General features: G+C 61.2%; 15 protein-coding genes and 1 riboswitch. Of the genes, 7 read left to right on the top strand and 8 right to left on the bottom strand.

Features of this window, described 5'->3' with window-relative positions; genetic code table 11:
• Window positions 1–12 precede the first annotated feature (12 nt).
• From guaB to QZ460_RS05110, 3 genes are all read right to left on the bottom strand, one after another.
• On the bottom strand, window positions 13–1,491 hold the full coding sequence (guaB, locus tag QZ460_RS05100) for an IMP dehydrogenase (RefSeq protein WP_290540504.1): 1,479 nt from the start codon (window positions 1,489–1,491) through the stop codon (window positions 13–15).
• 239 nt (window positions 1,492–1,730) lie between these two features.
• The gene (gene panB, locus QZ460_RS05105) at window positions 1,731–2,546 is read right to left on the bottom strand and encodes a 3-methyl-2-oxobutanoate hydroxymethyltransferase (protein ID WP_290540505.1); all 816 of its coding nucleotides are present in this window, start codon (window positions 2,544–2,546) and stop codon (window positions 1,731–1,733) included.
• Window positions 2,547–2,581: 35 nt separating this feature from the next.
• Complete coding sequence (locus tag QZ460_RS05110) at window positions 2,582–3,118, bottom strand: TrmH family RNA methyltransferase (RefSeq protein ID WP_290540506.1); 537 nt, start codon at window positions 3,116–3,118, stop codon at window positions 2,582–2,584.
• A 90-nt stretch (window positions 3,119–3,208) separates the two neighbouring features.
• Here QZ460_RS05110 and QZ460_RS05115 point away from each other — a divergent pair, with 90 nt between their 5' ends.
• On the top strand, window positions 3,209–4,312 hold the full coding sequence (locus QZ460_RS05115) for a hypothetical protein (protein ID WP_290540507.1): 1,104 nt from the start codon (window positions 3,209–3,211) through the stop codon (window positions 4,310–4,312).
• Window position 4,313: 1 nt separating this feature from the next.
• Window positions 4,314–5,990, top strand: coding sequence for a glutamine--tRNA ligase/YqeY domain fusion protein (locus QZ460_RS05120; protein ID WP_290540508.1), 1,677 nt, complete (start codon window positions 4,314–4,316; stop codon window positions 5,988–5,990).
• 265 nt (window positions 5,991–6,255) lie between these two features.
• Here QZ460_RS05120 and QZ460_RS05125 read toward each other — a convergent pair whose 3' ends face one another.
• The 5 genes from QZ460_RS05125 to QZ460_RS05145 are packed head-to-tail and all read right to left on the bottom strand — an operon-like array spanning window position 6,256 to window position 11,956.
• Window positions 6,256–7,272 (bottom strand): glycosyltransferase family 2 protein, encoded by a 1,017-nt coding sequence (locus tag QZ460_RS05125; protein WP_290540509.1) that lies wholly within the window; start codon window positions 7,270–7,272, stop codon window positions 6,256–6,258.
• The gene (locus tag QZ460_RS05130; protein WP_290540510.1) at window positions 7,259–8,179 is read right to left on the bottom strand and encodes a lysophospholipid acyltransferase family protein; all 921 of its coding nucleotides are present in this window, start codon (window positions 8,177–8,179) and stop codon (window positions 7,259–7,261) included. Before QZ460_RS05130 ends, QZ460_RS05125 begins: the two co-directional genes overlap by 14 nt.
• A gap of 14 nt (window positions 8,180–8,193) precedes the next feature.
• On the bottom strand, window positions 8,194–9,579 hold the full coding sequence (locus tag QZ460_RS05135; RefSeq protein ID WP_290540511.1) for a TIGR00341 family protein: 1,386 nt from the start codon (window positions 9,577–9,579) through the stop codon (window positions 8,194–8,196).
• Window positions 9,580–9,603: 24 nt separating this feature from the next.
• Window positions 9,604–10,308, bottom strand: a complete 705-nt coding sequence (gene rsmI / locus QZ460_RS05140) for a 16S rRNA (cytidine(1402)-2'-O)-methyltransferase (protein WP_290540512.1) — start codon at window positions 10,306–10,308, stop codon at window positions 9,604–9,606.
• A 4-nt stretch (window positions 10,309–10,312) separates the two neighbouring features.
• The gene (locus tag QZ460_RS05145) at window positions 10,313–11,956 is read right to left on the bottom strand and encodes a hypothetical protein (RefSeq protein WP_290540513.1); all 1,644 of its coding nucleotides are present in this window, start codon (window positions 11,954–11,956) and stop codon (window positions 10,313–10,315) included.
• A 597-nt stretch (window positions 11,957–12,553) separates the two neighbouring features.
• On the opposite strand from QZ460_RS05145, the gene ychF reads away from it, so the two are divergent.
• The 5 genes from ychF (at window position 12,554) to pnuC (ending at window position 19,656) form a co-directional block, all read left to right on the top strand.
• Window positions 12,554–13,654 carry a redox-regulated ATPase YchF gene (gene ychF / locus QZ460_RS05150; protein ID WP_290540514.1) on the top strand — a complete coding sequence of 367 codons (1,101 nt, stop codon included), beginning with the start codon at window positions 12,554–12,556 and terminating at the stop codon, window positions 13,652–13,654.
• A 40-nt stretch (window positions 13,655–13,694) separates the two neighbouring features.
• Window positions 13,695–15,230 carry a glutamate--tRNA ligase gene (gene gltX / locus QZ460_RS05155; protein ID WP_290540515.1) on the top strand — a complete coding sequence of 512 codons (1,536 nt, stop codon included), beginning with the start codon at window positions 13,695–13,697 and terminating at the stop codon, window positions 15,228–15,230.
• Between the two features lie 141 nt (window positions 15,231–15,371).
• Complete coding sequence (locus QZ460_RS05160; protein WP_290540516.1) at window positions 15,372–16,427, top strand: aldose epimerase family protein; 1,056 nt, start codon at window positions 15,372–15,374, stop codon at window positions 16,425–16,427.
• Between the two features lie 72 nt (window positions 16,428–16,499).
• Window positions 16,500–16,594, top strand: a riboswitch (TPP riboswitch).
• Window positions 16,595–16,636: 42 nt separating this feature from the next.
• Window positions 16,637–18,955 carry a TonB-dependent receptor gene (locus tag QZ460_RS05165; RefSeq protein ID WP_290540517.1) on the top strand — a complete coding sequence of 773 codons (2,319 nt, stop codon included), beginning with the start codon at window positions 16,637–16,639 and terminating at the stop codon, window positions 18,953–18,955.
• Window positions 18,956–19,041: 86 nt separating this feature from the next.
• Window positions 19,042–19,656 carry a nicotinamide riboside transporter PnuC gene (gene pnuC, locus QZ460_RS05170; protein WP_290540518.1) on the top strand — a complete coding sequence of 205 codons (615 nt, stop codon included), beginning with the start codon at window positions 19,042–19,044 and terminating at the stop codon, window positions 19,654–19,656.
• Window positions 19,657–19,784 lie beyond the last annotated feature (128 nt).

Genomic DNA, 19,784 nt, shown 5'->3' on the forward strand with positions numbered 1-19,784 from the left:
GATCATCGCCCCCTATCGTTCGCTCGAATAGTTGGGCGCCTCGCTCGTGATGGCCACGTCGTGCGGATGGCTCTCCTGCATGCCCGAAGCCGTGATGCGGATGAAGCGGGCCTGCTTGAGCGCCTGGATGTCCTTCGCGCCGCAGTAGCCCATGCCCGAACGAACGCCGCCGATGAGCTGGTAGACCGTCTCGGAAAGCGAGCCCTTGAACGGTACGCGCGCGGCGATACCTTCGGGAACGAGTTTGCTGATGTTGCCTTCGCAGCCCTTCTGGAAGTAGCGGTCGGCCGATCCAGCCTTCATGGCGTCGATCGAACCCATGCCGCGGTAGCTCTTGAACTTGCGGCCGTTGAAGATGATCGTCTCGCCCGGAGCCTCCTCCGTACCGGCGAACATCGAACCGATCATCACGCAGTCGCCACCCGCAGCCAGCGCCTTCACCAGGTCGCCCGAATAGCGCAGTCCGCCGTCGGCAATCACCGGGACGCCGCTCTCGCGGGCCACGCAGGCCACGTCGTAGATGGCCGTCAGCTGGGGAACACCCACTCCGGCGATGATACGCGTCGTGCAGATCGAACCGGGACCGATGCCGACCTTCACGCCGTCGGCGCCGTTCTCGATCAGGTAGCGGGCGGCTTCGCCCGTGGCGATGTTGCCCACCACGACGTCGAGCGACGGATAGGCCTCCTTGATCCGCTTGAGCATCGTGACGATGTTGGCCGAATGGCCGTGTGCCGAGTCGAGCACCACGGCGTCGACATCCTCGTCGACCAGTGCCTTCACACGCTCCATCGCATCGGGCGTGACGCCGACGCCGGCCGCCACGCGCAGACGGCCCTTCGCGTCCTTGCAGGCATTGGGATGATCCTGCACCTTGGTGATGTCCTTATAGGTGATAAGCCCCACCAGACGACCTTCGTCGTCCACCACGGGCAGCTTCTCGATCTTGCTGTTGAGCAGTATTTCCTGAGCGTGGGCCAGTTCGGGGTTGTGCGTCGTCACGAGGCGGTCGCCGGGCGTCATCACCTCCTCGATGCGGCGCTGCATGTCGCGCTGAAAGCGCAGGTCGCGGTTGGTGACGATGCCGATAAGCATCCGGTCCGAATCGACCACGGGAATACCTCCGATACGATTCTCTTTCATCAGGCTCAGGGCATCGCCGACGGTGTGGTCCTTGGAAATGGTCACCGGATCGTAGATCATGCCGTTCTCGGCACGTTTCACCTTGCGGACCTGCGCGGCCTGCTCGGCAATGCTCATGTTCTTGTGGATCACGCCGACACCACCTTCCCGCGCCAGGGCAATAGCCAGCGGCGCTTCGGTTACCGTGTCCATGGCGGCGGACACAATGGGGATGTTGAGCGAGATATTTCGCGAGAAACGGGTCTGAACATTGACCTCTCGCGGCAACACTTCCGAATAGGCGGGTACAAGCAGCACATCGTCGAAGGTAAGTCCTTCGGGCTGAACCCTTTCATTGATAAAAGACATAATGAACGTGGATTTTTGTTGCTCGCAAATGTAGTGTTTTTTTTCGAAACGGCCTAATTTCCGGCCCGGTCCGTCGCTTTTTTTATCAACAAAATGCAAAAAGGGAAACGGACCCGTGCCGTTTTCCGACCGCAGCACCGCGCGCATCGTGCGAAATCCCCGGACAGGGCGCAACGACGAGCGGCCTGTCCGGGGATTCGACGAAGGTGCGGCAGTCGGAGCGCCGCTATGGGCAAAAATCAGTATTGCTCTTTTTCGTTGGGGAAATCGCATCCCTTCACATCGCCGACATAGCGCCCCACGGCATCGGTCATCACCGTATGCAGGTCGGCATAGCGGCGCAGGAAGCGCGGCGAGAAGCCCTTGTTGATGCCCAGCATGTCGTGAATCACGAGCACCTGCCCGTCGCAGCCACCACCGGCTCCGATACCGATCGTCGGGGTCGGGATCTCGGCGGTCACGCGCGAGGCCAGCGCCGCGGGAATCTTTTCGAGCACGATGCCGAAACAGCCCGCGTCACTCAGCAGGTGAGCGTCGTGCAGCAGCTTTTCGGCCTCGGCCTCCTCCTTGGCACGGACGGTGTAGGTCCCGAACTTGTGGATCGACTGGGGCGTCAGCCCGAGGTGTCCCATGACGGGAATACCCGCCGAGAGAATGCGCTGAATCGACTCGAGGATCTCCTCGCCGCCCTCCATCTTCACGGCGTCGGCCTCGGTCTCCTTCATGATGCGGATCGCCGAGTCGAGCGCCACCTTCGAGTTGCCCTGATAGGTTCCGAAAGGCAGGTCGACGACGACCAGCGCCCGCTCCACGGCGCGCACGACCGACCGGGCGTGGTAGATCATCATATCGAGGGTGATGGGAAGCGTGGTTTCGTAACCGGCCATCACGTTGGCAGCCGAGTCGCCCACGAGAATCACGTCGATACCCGCAGCATCGACGATCTTGGCCATCGAATAGTCGTAAGAGGTGAGCATGGCGATCTTCTCGCCCCGCTGTTTCATCTCCGTCAGGCGGTAAGTCGTTACCGCACGGACGGTGCTTTCTACTGACATTTTTTTCGGATTTTAAATTTTACAACGCGGCAAAGTTAACGCTTCGGACGGATTTGACAAAAGAAGTCCCACAAAATGACTCCCCCGGCCACCGAGACGTTGACCGAATGCTTGGTCCCGGCCTGCGGGATCTCGATGGCCCCGTCGCACCGGTCCACCGCCTCCTGCCCCACACCGTCGACCTCGTTGCCGAAGACCAGCGCGTATTTCACGCCCGGCGCGGCACGGAACGCATCGAGCATCACGGCACCCTCGACCTGCTCCACGGCATAGACCGCATATCCTTCGGCATGCAGCTGTGCAATGCACTCCGCGGTCGAAGCGCAATGGCTCCAGGGCACGGTCATCTCGGCACCGAGGGCCGTCTTGTGGATCTCGCGCGAGGGAGGCGTGGCGGTGATGCCGCACAGAAGGATCCGCTCCACGGCGAAAGCGTCGCCCGTGCGGAAAAAGGCCCCGACATTCTGGGCTGAACGGACGTTGTCCAGCACCACCGTGACGGGCATCTTTTCCATCGCGGCAAACTCCTCGACCGAAGGTCTGCCGAGTTCTTCGTTGGTAATTTTGCGCATAATGGGTTCGAAACGATTGATTTCGGGGGCAAAAGTAAATAAAATTGAAATCTTTTCCTTACTTTTGTCAGCTATATTCCGTCGAGACCTATGAAAAAACTCTTACTCTTGCTCGCCTTTTCCGGATGCGTCGCCACAGGACACGCACAGGAGATTCTGCTGGGAACCGATTTCAAAATGTATTTCGACAACAAGGAATTCGGCAGCAACGAGTTTGCCGTGCCGGGCCTGGACATCGAATCGGGCACGGACTTCGCGGCCCGGCTGACGCCCCGCATCGGCATCCGGTGGGACGAGAAAAACACGCTGGTCGTCGCCGCGGACATGATCAAGAACTTCGGATCGGCCGAATCGGCCTATCTGTCGGAGATCAAACCCGTCTTCTACTACCAGTTCCAGACACCCCGGGTGACGGCCGCGGCCGGTATCTTCACGCGCGACATGATGCACGACGACGACTATTCGACGGCTTTCTTTTCCGAGTCGGAGCGTTTCTTCCACAACCGCATGAACGGCGTGCTGGCGCAGTACAACGGAAAAAGAGACTCCTACGTCGAGTTCGTCTGCGACTGGGAGGGCATGTACTCCACCCTCTCGCGCGAGAAATTCCGCATCCTGCTCGCAGGGCGCCACTACCTCGACACGTTCTACTACGGCTTCAACTACTCGATGTTCCACTATGCGGGACAGAAGGGGGCGCCGATCGAAAACGTCGTCGACCTGCAGCTGCTCAACCCCTGCATCGGCGTGCGGTTCAACGCCTTCTTCGACTTCGACATCAAACTGGGGGCTTTGCTCTCGGCCCAGCGCGACCGCAGCTTCGGCCATTCGTGGGAAAAACCCTGCATGGGCGAGTTCGCCTTCCGGATCAGCCGCTGGGGACTCTCGCTCGACCAACGTCTCTATGTCGGGGAGAACCTCCACCCCTTCTTCTACGGGCACCAGCTCGAAGACGGCACACCGCTCCCCTACGGACGCGAACTCTACCCCGCCGAAAGTTTCTTCCGCACCGACCAGAAGGTATACAGCCGCACGGCGCTCTCCTTCCGCCGGTCGTTCTTCGACGACACGGTCTCGGTCCGCGCGGAATTTGCCGCCCATCACGACGGCACGGCCCTGGGAACCCAGCAGATGCTGGTCGTGGGGGTGAAACTGCTCAAAACCGTTTACAACAGCAAGAATCACAAAAAATAACATGGCAAGCGAAACAAACGAAACTCGGGAGAAGTCGCTGAACTTCCTCGAAGAGATCATCGAAGAGTCGATCGCCAAGGGCGAAACACGTGTACAGACCCGTTTCCCGCCCGAGCCGAACGGCTACCTGCATATCGGCCACGCCAAGAGCATCTGCATCAACTTCGGACTGGCGAAAAAATACGGCGGCAAGTGCAACCTGCGCTTCGACGACACGAACCCCGTCAAGGAGGATGTGGAGTACGTCGACTCGATCAAGCGTGACATCCAGTGGCTCGGCTTCCAGTGGGAGCTGGAGCGCTATGCGTCGGACTATTTCGACCAGCTCTACGAATGGGCCGTCGTGCTGATCAAGAAGGGACTGGCCTACGTCGACGACCAGACGCAGGAGGAGATCCGCGAAAACCGCGGCACGGTATCCGTGCCGGGAACGCCCTCGCCGTGGCGCGACCGCTCGGTGGAGGAAAACCTCGATCTGTTCACCCGGATGAAGAACGGCGAATTCCCCGACGGGGCCAAGGTCCTGCGCGCAAAGATCGACATGGCCCACCCGAACATGCTGTTCCGCGACCCGATCATGTACCGCATCATCCACGCCGAGCACCACCGCACGGGCAACAAATGGTGCATCTACCCGATGTACGACTACGCCCACGGCCAGAGCGACTCGATCGAGCGCATCACCCACTCGATCTGCACCCTGGAATTCGACGTCCACCGTCCGCTCTACGACTGGTTCATCCAGGCGCTCGACATTTTCCCCTCGCACCAGTATGAGTTCGCGCGCCTGAACCTCACCTATACGATGATGTCGAAGCGCAAGCTGCTGAAGCTCGTGCAGGAGGGCGCCGTGATGGGCTGGGACGACCCCCGCATGCCGACCATCTGCGCCCTGCGCCGCAAGGGCTACACGCCCGCCTCGGTGCGCAACTTCGCCGAGATGGTGGGCGTCGCCAAGCGCGATAACGTCATCGACCTCGGAAAGCTGGAGTACTGCGTACGTGAGGACCTGAACCGGGTTGCCCAGCGCCGCATGGCCGTGCTGAATCCGCTGAAGGTGGTCATCACGAACTACGAGGACGACAAAACCGAGCTGTTCACGGCCATCAACAACCCCGAAGACGAAGCTGCCGGCACGCGGCAGGTTCCCTTCTCGAAGGTGATCTGGATCGAGCGCGACGATTTCATGGAGAATCCGCCCAAGAAGTTCTTCCGCCTCTCGCCAGGCGGCGAGGTGCGCCTGCGCTATTCGTACCTCATCAAGTGCGAGGAGGTTGTCAAGGACGATGCGGGCAACATCACCGAACTGCACTGCACCTACGACCCAATGTCGGGCGGAGGTTCGTCGAGCGACGGCCGCCGTGTGAAAGGCGTTATCCACTGGGTGTCGGCCAAAGACGCCGTGGAGGCTGAAGTCAGGCTGTTCAATCCGCTCTTCACGAAGGAGGATCCCGACGATGTGGAGGAAGGACAGACCTGGGAGGACAACCTCAATCCCGAATCGATGGTAAAAATCACAGGCTACCTCGAACCTTCGCTGCGCGACATCCCCGTCGGTCAGGCCGTACAGTTCGAGCGCGTAGGCTACTTCTGCCCCGATACCGATTCGACTCCCGAGCATCCGGTGTTCAACCGCACGGTGACACTCAAGGACTCGTGGGCCAAAATCAACAAATAGAAAGGGCTGCACCAATAAAAAAAGACATCTGGCATGGTCCGGATGTCTTTTTTTGGCATTTATCGTTCCACGTTGCCGGATTCGCCCCGGGGAGAGGGCAGAAGAGGCGGGAGCAGCGCCATCAACCGAAACAGGCTCCGGGAGAACCGGACGGGTTTGCGTCCTCCTGGCCGTCCGTGCCGGCAGGCTTGGGAACCATCTCGCAGCAGGGAGGGAAGGGGCCGGACGCTGCCAGACTCCCTTTCGGCGCTTGCGCACTTTCCCGTCAGCCCATCATGTCGCCGAAGGTCCGCCGGCCGAAAAGGTAGCGCAGCACCACCGAGCCGCGGTAGATGTTGTCCGCGGCCGAAGCCTTGCGGCTTTCGCGGATCGAGCGGCGTTTGCGAGCCAGTGCCCCATGCCAGCGGATGAAGTCGCGGTAGGCGCGGAACACGGCGTGGAAGTTGTCCCAGTGCCCCTGCATGAGGTAGGACAGCGCGGCAAGCAGGTCGAGTGCCGGGCGCACCACGGCCACGAAAAGCCGCTGTGCGGGCGAGGCACACTTGTAAAGCATGGCAAGGTTGTTCCGGTGATTGTAGAAAACCTTGGCCGGGGAATCGGTCTGGAGCGTACCGCCGCCCAAGTGGTAGACCCGGCTCCGGGGCACGATCCGCACCCGGTAACCCGCCAGCTGCATCCGCCAGCAGAGGTCGATCTCCTCCATGTGGGCGAAGAAATCGCCGTCGAAGCCGCCCAGCGCGCGGAACACCTCAGCCCGGCAGCAGAATGCCGCACCGCTCGCCCAGAAAACATCGCGTTCGTCGTCGTACTGCCCCCGGTCCTTCTCCACACGGCGCAGGATGCGCCCCCGGCAGAAGGGATAGCCCAGGTAGTCGATAAAGCCGCCCGCAGCCCCGGCATACTCGAACTCCGTGCGGTCGGCAAAGGAGATCAGCTTCGGCGCGACGACCGCCACATCGGGATTCCGGTCCAGGCAGTCGAGAATCGGCGCAAGCCACCCCTCGGGGGTCTCGACATCGGAGTTCAGCAGCAGGTAATAGTCGGCCTCGACGCGCTCCAATGCGCGGTTGTAGCCCCCGGCAAAGCCGTAGTTGCGGTCCATGCGCAGGACCGTGACCGACGGGAATTCGGCGGCGAGCAGCCCGAGGGAGTCGTCCGTCGAACCGTTGTCGGCGACGATGACTTCGACCCCGGCGGGAGCCGCAGCCACGACCGACGGCAGGAACCGACGCAGGTGTTCTGCGCCGTTCCAGTTGAGTATGACGATTTTAGCTATCGGCATGAGTTCGTTTGTGCTTCCAGCGGCGGTGCGACCACATCCACAGTTCGGGACACTCGCAGATCATCCGCTCCAACTGACGAACGTAACGCTGCGTGATTTCGTATTCGGCGACCTCCTCTTTGCCGTCATAAATAAGTTCGAAGGATATTTCGTAACGTCCCCGCCGCAGACGGTTCATCTTCACGAAATAGACCGGGAGGTTGCAGCGCAGGGCCAGTTTCTCGCCGCCGTCGAAGAAGATCGTATCCTGATTGAGGAAGCGGAACCAACGGCTGTCGGGACGCCGCGGGGGATTCTGATCGGCGATAAGCCCCATCACGAGGTTCTTGCCGTCGATGCCCTTGGCCCGGTTGCGCAGGTAGAAACGCAGGCTCTCCTTCATCGAGACGGTCATCGAATTTTCGTAATTGCGCAGCCGCCGGTAAAGCTCCTCCATCACCTTGCTGCGCAGCGGGTGGTAGACGGCGACCAGCATCTGCGACCGCTCATAAAGCCCCCAGTAGGAGCAATACTCCCAGCAGCCGAAATGGGCCGTCATGGCGATCCAGTCGCGGCCGTGCACCGCTTCCACATGCTTCTCCAGATCTTTGACGGTGAGCACCGTCCGGCCCTTCTCCTCGCTCATGTAGGCCATGTTGATCGTGTCGACGAAGATTTCGGACAGCGTGCGGTAGAACCGTCTCCGTATGGCGGCCAGTTCCTCGTCGCTCTTCTCGGGGAACGAGTTCCGCAGGTTGGTCTTCACAACCTTCATGCGGTAGCGCAGGCAGTAGTAAAGCAGGCCGAAAAGCAGATTCTCAACGACATAGTACTTGAACCAGTAAGGCATCACGGCGAACACGCGTGCGCCCAGCCAAAGGGTCTCCAGCCAAAAGTGCTGCAAAAGGGTCAGATCGGTTCGTTTCATGCCTGTCGCCCGGCTTAGGGTTCCACGAAGAGTTTGACGTTCTCGACCTTGGTACGGATTTTCAGCCAGCGGATCAGCGTGTCACGGTCGACCGGAAGCGCCGAATCGCGGGGTGTCACCACACACACGAGCGTCGTATCGCCGGGCGTACCCTCAACGTCGAAGGTGATGCCCTTGGTCAGCGAAATGGCCCCGATGTTGCCCATCATGGCCCCCACTTCGCGCGAAATGTCGTTCACCTCGACATTGGTCACCCGGTAGCGTTTCAGCAGCGAGGACATCTCGTCGATCCGGCGGTTCTTCTCCTCCAGCAGCTCCTGATAGCTCTTCTGGAGCGAAACCACATCGACCTTGTCCTCCGTATTGGCCTGCCGTACAACCAGTTCGGCCGTCTCCAGCCCAAAGCTGCGCATCTGCGTCCGGGCGTTTTCGATCACCTCCTCGCCCAGCGGCTCGCCCACGAGCAGCAGCTCGATCTGCGAGGGATTCTCGCCCCGCGCATAGTGTTTGTTGCACTCGATCACGCGGGTATGCGGAAAGTTGAAGACCTGCGACACGTATTTGTCGGCCACAGCCTCGAACAACGAGACGCGGACCATGTGAAAACCGATGAAGACGCTCGGGATGAAGGTCACCAGCGTGATGATCATCATCAGCCGCTTGACCGTGCGCTCGCGGGCCTTGTCGATGAAGACCTTCTTCTCATATTGCAGGAAACGCACCATGGCATAGGTAGCCAGGGCGATGAACACCGAGTTGATGAAGAAGAGGTAGAAGGCACCTATGAAAAAGCGGAACTGCCCCGTGGCCAGTCCGAAGCCCGCCGTACAGAGGGGCGGGATGAGGGCCGTGGCGATGGCCACGCCGGGAATGACGGTCGACGTGCGGTCCTGCCGCGTCTGCGCCACGATGCCCGCCAAGCCACCGAACAGGGCGATTAGCACGTCGTAGGTCGTAGGCACGGTGCGCGCCAGCAGCTCGCTGCTGTTGGACGAGAGCGGTGAGAGGAAGAAATAGAGTGTCGAGGTGATGATGGCGACGATGAACATCAGCACCAGATTGCGCAGCGACTTCTTGAACAGTTCGAAATCGTTGATACCCAGCGCGAGGCCGACGCCCATGATCGGCCCCATGATCGGCGAAACGAGCATCGCGCCGATGATCACCGCGGCCGAATTGACGTTCAGACCCAGCGAAGCGATCATCGTGGCAAAGATCAGCACCCAAAGGTTGACGCCGCGGAACTCCACGCCCTTCGAGATGGAGGCCACAACCTCGTCGCGCTGCGCCTTGTCGTCGTCGAGGCTGAAACGGCCCTTCATGAATTCGCGCAACTCCCCGAGCCACGTTGAAAACGAACGTTCTGTCTTTTGTGTGTCGTCTGTACGGTTCTCTTCCATCAAATGTGTTTTGTTTTTGGGTTATTACTCCTCGCCGTCCTCCCGGACGCGGCGGACTTTGGGCTTTCCGGCCACAACAATCACGAACTCACCCTTGGGTTCGGTCGTGCGGAAATGGTCGAGCACCTCGGCGACGGTCCCGCGCACGGTCTGCTCGAACTTCTTGGTGATCTCGCGCGATACCGAGACCCGGCGGTCTTCGCCGAAGACCTCGGCCAACTGCTCGAGGCACCGGACCACGCGATAGGGCGATTCGTAGAAAATCATCGTGCGCTCCTCGTCAGCAAGGGCCTGCAGCTGCTTCGTGCGCCCCTTCTTCTGGGGCAGGAAGCCCTCGAAGCAGAACCGGTCGCACGGAAATCCGCTCTGCACCAACGCCGGAATCAGCGCCGTGGCGCCGGGCAGCGTCTCGACCTCGATCCCCGCCTCGACACACGTGCGCACCAGCAGGAACCCCGGATCCGAAATCCCGGGAGTCCCGGCGTCCGAGACCAGGGCGGCATTGCGTCCCGCGGCGATCGCCCCGGCGACCATTTCGACCGTGGCGTGCTCGTTGAACTTGTGGTGCGAACGGAGTTTCTGCTCGATGCCGAGGTGCTTCAGCAGGAACGACGTCGTGCGCGTGTCCTCGGCCAGGATGAAATCCACCTCGCGCAGGACGTTCACCGCGCGCAGCGTGATGTCGTCCAGATTCCCGATCGGCGTAGGTACGATATAGAGCTTGGCCATCGTGTTAGGCAAATTTACGTTCGAGCAACTCCATCATGAACTTCGCGCCGTCCGAATTGGGATTCCAGGCATAGTTCTCGGCGATATGGATCATGCACTCATCGAAATCGTCGAAGGCATTGAGCGCCCCGATCGCCTCTTCGTAGGCCTCGCCGTCGCCGTCGAAGAGATCGCGGATCAGCAGGAACTTGTCGTTGATGCCGATGGCGTGGCGCAGGTCGGTGATCGGCTCGCTGCGGCGCAGTTCCGACGCCATGTCGGGGCGCGGAGCAATCGTGTCGGCCAGCGTCTGCACGTCGTGGTTGATCACCTCGCCCAGCACGGCTCCGACAGGAAGCGCAACCTCCTTTGTTTCGAATGCGGCCTCCTCCGGCTCTGCGGCAACAGACTCCTCCCGAACAAAGACGGGTTCTGCCGCGGGCTGGGACCCGGGCATTCCGGACTGCAGCCCGGCATTTGCGGATGTAACCGCCGGCTCGGGCATCGCCACGGACCCAGCGTAGGAAGCGGGTTCGGACGCCGCTACGGATTCGGGAGCAGCAACGGGTTCGGGAGCAGCAACGGGTTCGGGTGCTGCAACGGGTTCGGGGCGCCCCACCGGTCTTCCCGCCGCTTCGGTCCTTGCAGGCTTTGCAGGCTTTTCAACGGATGCAGGCGTGTCGTAGAGCGACATGATGACGCGCTGTTTGTGCCGATGGCGGACGGTCTCCTCCTCCAGTCCGAACAACGTGGGCGCGATGTATTGGGGTTTCTCCGCGGGAGTGGGTTCCGGAGCCGGAGCGGGCGCCGAAACGGATGTCGGAGCGGATTCCGAAGCGGGAGCCGGAGCAACAGCCGATTCCGACGCGGCGGCTGGTTCAACAGCCGGCACGGATGCGGCAACCGGTTCGGATTCGGGAGTTGCGGCCGACACAACAGCGGGTTCCGAAGCGGGCACCGGAGTAACGACCGGTTCCGACGCGGCGGCTGGTTCAACAGCCGGCACGAATGCGGCAACCGGTTCGGATTCGGGAGTTGCAACTGACACAACAGCGGGTTCGGATTCGGGAGTTGCGGCCGGCACAACAGCCGGTTCGGCCTCGGCGGCTGGTTCAACAGCCGACACGGATGCGGCAATCGGTTCGGGAGCTGCGCCCGACTCGGGTTCTTCGGCGACAGATTCGGCCTCGGAAGCCGCGGCCGGAGCAGGCACAATGCCGGATCCATCCGCATGTTGCGGTTCGGGATCCGCCACCGCAGGCTCTGCCATTTCGGGCGTCTCCACAACGGGTTCCATACCGGCAAATACCGCGGCGGAAGCGGATCCATCCGTTGCACCGGACTCTGCAAGCGGCTCCGCGGGTTCCGCCTCCGCATCGAATGCGGCGTCGGGCTCGGGAACGGGTTCAAATACGGCGTCGTCCGTCGGGTCGAGCGAAAGCACCGCCCCCAGGTCAATGGGCACAGGAGCCGCCGTGGGCTCCGCCTCCGCAGCCGGGAATTCCGGAGCGGATGCCTCCTCCGTAAAGCGCACCGCATCGTAGAGCGTCCGCAGTTTTTCCAGTGCCAGGTCGCGTTCGAGGGACGGAATTTCCCCGGAAGGCTCCCAGCCGTCGACAAGCGCGGTCAGCTTGTGCAGTTCGGCACGTATCGTCTTCAAATCCATCATTGCGTACAGTTTTGACCTCCAAAGGTAGCAAAAATTTGCGAATGCCCAGCCATTCCCCGAAACCTTTTGTCCGAAACGGCACCGAAGGGGTTTTCCCGAAACACTACCCCGTCCGGCGTCCGCGACGCGGGCATCGTCCGGCAAGGCGGCAGGCTGTCGTTTCGCCAAAGCCGCCCGCAAGATGTGCCCGCACGGCATGCACACCCGCCCGACGGGATAAAGGACGACACCCCGGCGCCATGCCCCCCGGCCGAACTGCCGCAACGGCAATCAACCGGACCTCGGTCATGCCACCCGACCAGACCTCGGTCATGCCACCCAACCAGGCCCCTGCCATGCCTCCCAATCGGAGCACCGCCACGACAAAATGCTATTTTTTCATCGGTAAAAGGCCGAAAAGCCGTGCGAAGATAGTAAAAAAAGCCTCAAAAAAGGGGTTGAAACGGAATAATCGGCGGACGTGGAGGGGAAAGTTCCGGCCCAGCCACAGGTAAATCGGCCGAAGTCCATCGGGATATGAAAAGAAATTCGTATCTTTGTGGGCTTGTTTCACAACAGGCGCAATTTGTCTGACAGCAATATAAACAAAACGAATAAATGGCGTTACAATGCGGCATCGTCGGTCTGCCGAACGTGGGCAAATCGACCCTTTTCAACTGCCTGTCCAATGCAAAGGCTCAGGCGGCAAACTTTCCTTTCTGCACCATCGAGCCCAACGTGGGCGTAATCACGGTCCCCGACCAGCGGCTGATCCGTCTCGCGGAGATCGACAACCCCAAGCGCGTGATCCCGACGACGATCGAGATCGTCGACATCGCGGGTCTGGTGAAGGGCGCCTCGAAGGGCGAAGGTCTGGGCAACAAGTTCCTGGGCAACATCCGCAACACCAATGCGATCATCCATGTCCTGCGGTGCTTCGACAACGGCAACATCACCCACGTCAACGGCACGATAGACCCCGTGCGCGACAAGGGCATCATCGACACCGAATTGCAGCTGAAGGATCTCGAGACCATCGAGAACCGCCTCTCCAAGACCCAGAAGCAGGCCACTTCGGGCGGCGACAAACAGGCCAAGCGCACCGTGGAGCTGCTCCTGCAGTACAAGGCAGTGCTGGAACAGGGACTTTCGGCCCGCACCGTGGAGCTCGACAAGGAGGACCGCAAGCTGGTCTCCGACCTCAACCTGCTGACCGACAAACCCGTACTCTACGTCTGCAACGTCGACGAAAAGAGCGCCGCGACGGGCAACGCCTACACCGAGGCCGTCCGGGAGTCCATCGCCTGCGAACGGGCCGAAATGCTCGTCATCGCCGCCGCCACGGAGGCAGACATCGCCGAACTGGAGGACTACGACGAACGGCAGATGTTCCTCGAAGACCTAGGGCTGGAGGAGTCGGGCGTGGCGCGCCTGATCAAATCGGCCTACAAATTGCTCGACCTCGAAACGTTCTTCACCACCGGGGCCGACGAAACCCGCGCCTGGACCTACCTGCGCGGCATGAAAGCACCGCAGACGGCCGGCATCATCCACACCGATTTCGAAAAGGGATTCATCCGCGCCGAGGTGATCAAGTATGACGACTACACCACTCTGGGATCGGAGAAGGCCTGCCGCGATGCGGGCAAGCTGTCGATCGAAGGCAAGGAATATGTCGTCGAGGACGGCGACATCATGCACTTCCTGTTCAACGTCTGATGCCGCAAACCGGGACCGTAAAAAAATGAAAGATACAGCTATGGAAAGACCTGTTCGGGTGCGCTTCGCGCCCAGCCCCACCGGACCGCTGCACATCGGCGGCGTCCGCACGGCTCTGTACAACTACCTGTTCGCCCGCCGGCACAAGGGAACGATGATCCTGCGGATCGAGGACACCGATTCGCAGCGTTTCGTACCCGGAGCCGAGGACTACATTCTCGAGTCGCTCAAATGGTGCGGCATCGAGATCGACGAAGGCGTCGGCGTCGGAGGCCCTCACGCCCCCTACCGCCAGAGCGAGCGGCGCGAGATCTACCTCAAATATGCCCTGCAGCTCGTCGAGGCGGGCTGGGCCTACTATGCCTTCGACACCGCCGAGGAGCTGGACGCCCTGCGCAAGGAGGCCGAGGCGCGCGGCGAGGCCTTTGCCTACAACTATGCCGTACGCGAAAAGCTGGCCACGTCGCTGGCGCTGCCCGCCGAGGAGGTGAAGGCACGCCTCGACCGCGGCGACCAGTGGGTGATCCGCTTCCGGATGCCCGAAAACGAAGTGGTCGCCATGGACGACCTGATCCGCGGCCACGTGGAGGTCAACACCTCGACGCTGGACGACAAGGTGCTCTACAAATCGGCCGACGCTCTGCCCACCTACCACCTGGCGAATATCGTCGACGACCGGCTGATGGAGGTATCGCACGTCATCCGCGGCGAGGAGTGGCTGCCGTCGCTGCCGCTGCACTACCTTCTGTACAAAGCCTTCGGGTGGACGGACGTACAGCCCCGCTTCGCCCACCTGCCCCTGCTGCTCAAGCCCACGGGCGGCGGCAAACTCTCGAAGCGCGACGGCGACAAGATGGGATTCCCCGTATTCCCGCTCTTCTGGACCTCGCCGAACGGAGAGACCGCACACGGCTACCGCGAGGACGGCTATTTCCCCGAGGCGTTCATCAACATGCTGGCGCTGCTGGGCTGGAACCCCGGCACGGAGCAGGAGATCTTCTCGATGCAGGAGCTGATCGACAGCTTCTCGCTCGACCGCGTCTCGAAATCGGGCGCCCGCTTCCAGCCCGACAAGGCACGGTGGTTCAACGCCCAGTACATGCACCACAAGACCGACGCCGAACTGGCGGCCCTCTACCAGCCCGTCCTGCGCAGCCACGGCATCGAGGTGTCGGACGCCGTAGCCGGCCGGGCCGCAGGCATCATGAAGGAGCGCGCGACGTTCACGACCGATTTGTGGGACCTCACGTCGTTCTTCTTCGAGGCACCCCGGGAGTATGAGGAAAAGCAGGCGCGCAAGTACTGGAAGGGGCAGAACCCCGCCATGCTCGCCGAGTTGCGCGAAGTGCTGGCCGGCATCGAAGATTTCTCGCTGGAGAACACCGAGCGCATCGTGCACGCCTGGATCGAGGAGAAGGGATACGGCATGGGGCAGGTGATGAACACCCTGAGGCTGGCCCTCGTGGGCGCCGGAAAAGGCCCGGGCATGTACGACGTAACGTCGTTCATCGGCAAAGAGGAGACCCTGCGCCGCATCGACAACCTGCTGACCAACCTAAAACCCGCAATCGAATAAAGCCCCCTGGAAGAGGGGGACTCGGAACGATTGTCACGAGCCCCGTTCCCGAAAACGCCGCAAGGCAAGCCGGAGGAGCGGGGCTACGGACAAAATCGCTCCGAAGCGAAAACCGACAGAACCGCCGAACTTATTGAAACTATGGTACAAATCGAACAACACGTCTGGGGCATGACCCCGGAGGGCGAGGCAATCATCCTCTACACGCTGCGCAACGACTCGGGAGCCGAGGTGCAGTTCACGAACTACGGCGCGGCGATCGTCTCGGCAAAGATGCCCGACCGCGAAGGCCGCATGGCCGACGTGGTGTTGGGATACAAACACCCCGAAGGCTACTTCTTCGACGGAGCCGCCTCGGGCAAGAGCGTGGGACGCTGCGCCAACCGCATCGCCTTCGGGCGCATGACCGTCGAGGGCAAGGAATACGCCCTGGAGGTCAACAACGGCGCGAACCACCTGCACGGAGGAACGAAGAACTTCGCCAACCGCATCTGGGAAAGCCGCGTGGAGACCAACCGCGTGGTGATGTCGCTCATTTCGGAGGACGGCGACCAGGGCTACCCCGGAGAGGTGTACGTCGAGGCCGCATTTGATTTCGACGACGACAACGCGCTGGAGATCACCTATCTCGCCCGGACCGACCGGACAACCGTGGTGAACCTCACCAACCATGTCTATTTCAACCTCGCGGGCGAAGACAGCGGATCGGTGCTCGACCACGAACTGCAACTGAACAGTTCGAAGATTCTGGAAATGAACGAACGCCAGATCCCCACGGGCAAGCTCCTCGACGCAGCCGGAACCCCGCAGGATTTTACGCAGTTCCGCGCCTTCCGCTCCGGCATCGACTCGGAGTTCAACCACATCCGCGACTTCAAGGGCTACGACCATCCCTTCGTCATCGACAGCTGGAGGCCCAACATTCTGGGCGAGGTCGGCTGTCTGCGCGAACCCCGGTCGGGCCGCAAGGTGACGGTGCTCTCGTCGCAGCCCAGCGTGATGATCTACACGGGCAACTGGCTCGCGGGCGGATGCCCCGAGACCAAGTCGGGCGGCCGCTATGCCGACTACGCCGGCGTGGCGATAGAGTGCCAGAACTATCCCGACGCCGTGAACCATCCCGAATTCCCCTCTCCGCTGCTCCGGCCCGGCGAAACCTACTGCCAGAAGATCGTTTTCCGGTTCGGAACAATCTGAGGATCAACAGCGATACGGAAAAAAGGCGGAAAGTCTGCGGACTTTCCGCCTTTTTTCCGTATCTTTGCCGCCGATATTTCAAAGGGGTGCCTTACTGTCAGGCTGAGATTATACCCATTGAACCGGAGACGGGTAATGCCGAGACCGGGACGAAGCGTAATCAACAACACATACCCCTTTTCAGTCTATTAACTCAACAAAGTTTAACGATGAAAAGGATTCTTCTGATTCTTACGGCTGCCGCGCTCTGCACGGCCACCCATCTGCGGGCCGAAGCGCTCGCCGAACAGGACGAACAGCGAAATGCGGGTCCGAACGCCGAAACCTCCGGAGAGGATTCGGTCAAAATGTACCGTCTGCAGGAGGTCGAGGTGACCGCCACACGCGCAACCCCGACCACTCCGGTTGCCTACTCCGACATCCGGCGCGAAGAGATCGTCCGCAACAGCTACGGAACCGACATCCCCTCGCTGCTGGCCATGACCCCCTCGATGATCGCCACCAACGAAACGGGTATCGGCATCGGCGGTACGGCCGTGCGCCTGCGCGGTACGGACCCGACGCGTCTCAACGTCACGATCAACGGCGTGGCGATGAACAACCCCGACTCCCACTCGATGTACTGGTACGACACCCCCGACCTGATCTCGGCCGTGGGAAGCATCCAGGTACAGCGCGGTGCCGGCATCTCGACCAACGGCACGGGAGCCTTCGGCGGAGCGATCAACATGACCACCGACGCCCTGCAAACCGAATTCGGCGGCGACGCATCGCTCTCCTACGGCTCGTACAACACCAACAAGCAGGCCGTGCACATCTCCTCGGGCCTGATGGGCGGCCACTGGACCCTCGACGCGCGTCTGACGCACATCGGATCGGACGGCTACATCGACCGCGGAGCCACCGACCTCAAATCCTACATGTTCCAGGCGGGCTACTACAACGGCAACACGATGCTCAAGTTCGTTTCGTTCGGCGGCAAGGCCAAAACGGGCCTCACCTACACGGGTGCGACGAAAGAGGAGATGCGCCTCAACGGCCGCAGATTCCACACCGAGGGCATGTACTACACCTCGAACGGACCGCACTCCTATTATTATATGGATGGCGACGAGCGGCAGCGCGCCACGGTAGACTATTACGACGACCAGACGGACAACTACCTGCAAATCAACAACCAGCTGGTGCTCTCCCACCGTTTCAACGAAAAGTGGAGCCTGAATGCCACGGGATTCTACACCTACGGCTACGGCTTCTACAAGCAGTATAAGGACGGACGCACGCTTTCCGAATACCTCAATATCCCGTCTGACGTGGCCGCCGGCAAGGAGGCCGACCTGATCCGCGAGAAGATCATGCGCAACCACCTCGGAGGCCTGAACGTCTCGGCAGCCTACTCGGTCCGGAACCTCGACCTCGCCTTCGGCGGTTCGTACAGCTACTACTCCTGCCCCCACTGGGGTGTGCTCGACTGGGTGAACGGGCTGGAAAGCAACCAGATCGGCGGCCGCTGGTACGACAACGACGTGGACAAGCACGACGCCAACCTCTTCGCACGCGCCAACTGGTCCGTGGCCAAAGGGCTGCGACTCTTCGCAGACCTCCAGTACCGCTATGTCAGCTATCAGGCATGGGGCGTCAACGACAACTTCATTTCGGAAGAGACAGGCATGCAGCCCATCGACGTGGACAAACAGTACCACTTCTTCAATCCCCGCGCGGGTGTGAGCTACACGCTCGCCGAGCGCAACAACTTCTATCTCTCGTTCGCCGTGGCACAGAAGGAACCCACGCGCAGCGACTTCACCGACCGCTACAAGTTCGCCGAGGTGAACACCTACCCCTCGTCAGAAAAACTCTACGACTGGGAGCTGGGCTACCAGTACACGGCACCGCGTCTCTCGCTGGGAGTGAACCTCTACTACATGAAGTACAAGGACCAGCTCGTGCCGACGGGCATGGTCAACGACGGCAGCGACGCCCTCAACACCAACGTTGCGGACAGCTACCGCCGGGGTGTGGAACTGTCGGCTTCGTGGCGCGTAACCGGATGGTTCACCGCGGGGGCCAACGCCACCTTCTCGCAGAACCGCATCGAGAACTACGTCGATGCCCTGAAGGACAGCCCCACCTACGGTAAGGAACTGGGCGACATGACCATCGCCTATTCGCCCGACGTCATCGCCAACACCTTGCTGAATTTCCACTACCGCGGTTTCGAAGCCGTGTTCCACACCCAGTATGTCGGCAAGCAGTATTTCACCAACAACGAGAACGACGCCCTGTCGCTGGATTCCTACTGTGTGACCAACCTCAACCTGGCGTACACGTTCCGCACCCGCACGGCGCGCAGCGTACGGCTGGGTCTGCTGGTCAACAACCTGTTCAACACGGAATACGAGAGCAACGGCTACGGATATTCGTACATGGACACCTGGAGCGGCTCCACGCCGGTACGCATCGACGAGGCCTACTACTTCCCGCAGGCCCCGCTGAATGTGCTGGCAAACGTCACGGTGAAATTTTAACCGACACAGGGCGTCGGATTTCGATGTCTCCGGACGGATTCCCGGCCTTGAGCCGACCTGCCCGGCGCCCGTAATGAATGACAACGATGGACTGGAAACTCATCCTGCAAATCGCCGGGGTTGCGCTCGGACTTCTCTACCTGTGGCTCGAATACCGCGCCGACATCCGGCTGTGGATCGTGGGGCTTATCATGCCCTTGATTCACGGGGCACTCTACTACAAATCGGGGCTGTATGCCGACTGCTCGATGCAGGCCTACTACGTGCTGGCGGGGCTGTACGGATGGCTCGTGTGGCGCAGAAGGGGCCGAAAAGCAGAGGCCGGGCAGAGCGGCCGTGAAGATACGGCGGGTCTCGGGCCAGCCGAGGCACTGCGCATCGCCCACACGCCCCTGCGGACGGTTCCAGCGCTCGCGACAGTGTACGTTGCGGCGCATGCGGCGCTCTACCTGCTGCTGACCCGCTTCACGGACAGCACCGTGCCCTTCTGGGACGCGGGGACCACGGCGCTGTCGATCGTGGCGATGTGGATGCTTTCGCGCAAACTGGTCGAGCAATGGCTCGTATGGCTGGTCGTGGACCTGGTGACCGTCGGGCTGTATCTCTACAAGGACCTGCCCTACACCGCAGGACTCTACGCCCTCTACTCGGCGCTGGCCCTGGCGGGTTACATCCGCTGGCGGCGACAGGCTCGGGCTTAGAAAAAGTCCGTTTTACAGACAAGCAGGCGAACACGGGTCAGAAGCCCATGTTCGCCTGCTTCGTATTCGGAGAGAGGGTGGGGGGGGGCAGAGTGAAACTGCCGGCCGCAGTCTGCACACGGATCAGT

The organism is Alistipes sp. (assembly GCF_020026455.1).
Classification (GTDB): Bacteria; Bacteroidota; Bacteroidia; order Bacteroidales; family Rikenellaceae; genus Alistipes.